The sequence below is a fragment of the Micromonospora sp. NPDC048905 genome (genome assembly GCF_040649655.1).
In the GTDB taxonomy this organism is placed as follows: domain Bacteria; phylum Actinomycetota; class Actinomycetes; order Mycobacteriales; family Micromonosporaceae; genus Micromonospora.
Genome location: NZ_JBEZFV010000028.1, coordinates 1 through 1447 on the forward strand (window position 1 = coordinate 1; position 1447 = coordinate 1447).

The following is a 1447-nucleotide window of genomic DNA, read 5'->3' on the forward strand; positions in this document are numbered from 1 at the left end:
CTCCATAAGATTGTTGATGTCCGGGATCGATGTCTCGGATGCCCGGAGCGGTGGGGTGTGGCTGATGGCTGCTTGCCCGTGGTGGTTCCGAAGGAGTAGCCGCCCTGTCGTTCTGCGATGGCCTGGCTGCTGATTGAAATCTGCGTGTTGGTCGCTGTTTATGGAGCTGCCGGCAGTGCCGTCGACGGGGTCACGCTCGATGGGGAGGTTCGGGCCGGTGAAGGTCCGGGAGCAGATCTGGATCGGTATCGATGTCGGCAAGGCGCATCACCATGCGTGTGCGGTCGACGGGACCGGGAAGGTGGTGTTCAGTAAGCGGTTGGCCAACGGCCAGGCCGAGATCGAGGCGTTGATCGCCCGGGCGGGCAAGGCTGCCGGGCAGGTGCGGTGGGCCTTGGATATGACCTCGGGGACTGCGGGTCTGCTGCTCGCGGTGCTGCGCCGGGCCGGTGCGACGGTGATGTATGTGCCCGGCCGGCTGGTCAACCGGATGGCCGGCGCGTTCGCCGGGGAAGGTAAGAGCGACGCTAAAGACGCCTTCACCATCGCCGAGACGGCCCGGCTGCGCCACGACCTGACCGAGGTCACCAGCCCGGACCAGGCCATCGCCGAACTGCAGGTCCTGACCGCCCGGCGGGAGGACCTGATGGGTGACTGGGTGCGCGGCGTCAACCGGCTGCGGGACCTGCTCGCGTCGATCTTCCCCGCGCTGGAAGCAGCGTTCGACTACTCGACCCGCTCGGCTCTGGTGCTGCTGACCGGTTTCCAGACCGCCGCCGGTATCCGCGATGCCGGCGCCGACAGGGTGGCCGAGCATCTGTTGGCGGGTGGCGCCTGGGCCAAAGGCATCCCGGCCATGGTCGACAAGGCCTTGGCCGCAGCGGCCGCCCAGACGATCGCGTTGCCCACCGAGGCTGCGGTGGCTCCGCTGATCGCTCGTCTCGCCGCGCAGTTGCTCGACCTGGACCGCGAGATCAAGAACCTGGACAAGCAGATCACCATCACGTTCGAACAGCACCCACACGCGGCCCGGATCACCAGCGTGAACGGATTCGGGCCGATCCTCGGCGCCCAACTGCTCGCCGACACCGGCGGAGACCTGCGAGCCACGTTCGGCAGCTCGTCGCGGCTGGCCGCCTACGCCGGACTTGCCCCGGTATCCCGTGACTCCGGACGCGTACGCGGAAACCTGCACCGGCCCAAGCGCTACCACCGCGGCCTGCGCCGCGTGTTCTACCTCGCCGCATTGTCGGCGATCAGACCCGAAGGCCCATCGCAAGTCTTCTACCGGCGTAAACGCGCCGAGGGCAAAATCCACACCCAAGCCCTGATCGCCCTGGCCCGCCGCCTGATCGACGTCGTCTGGGCACTGCTGCGCGACGGCCGCGAGTTCCAACCCACACCACCGCTGACCGCGTCTACGGCTTGACTTGGTCATTGAAACTCC

At 67.4% G+C, this 1447-nt stretch carries 1 protein-coding gene; it reads left to right on the forward strand.

Annotated elements, in window-relative coordinates:
• The first annotated feature begins 217 nt into the window (after positions 1-217).
• A complete protein-coding gene (locus AB0C01_RS33895) occupies positions 218-1429 on the forward strand; it encodes an IS110 family transposase (protein WP_357256211.1) in 1212 nt (403 codons plus the stop codon).
• Positions 1430-1447 lie beyond the last annotated feature (18 nt).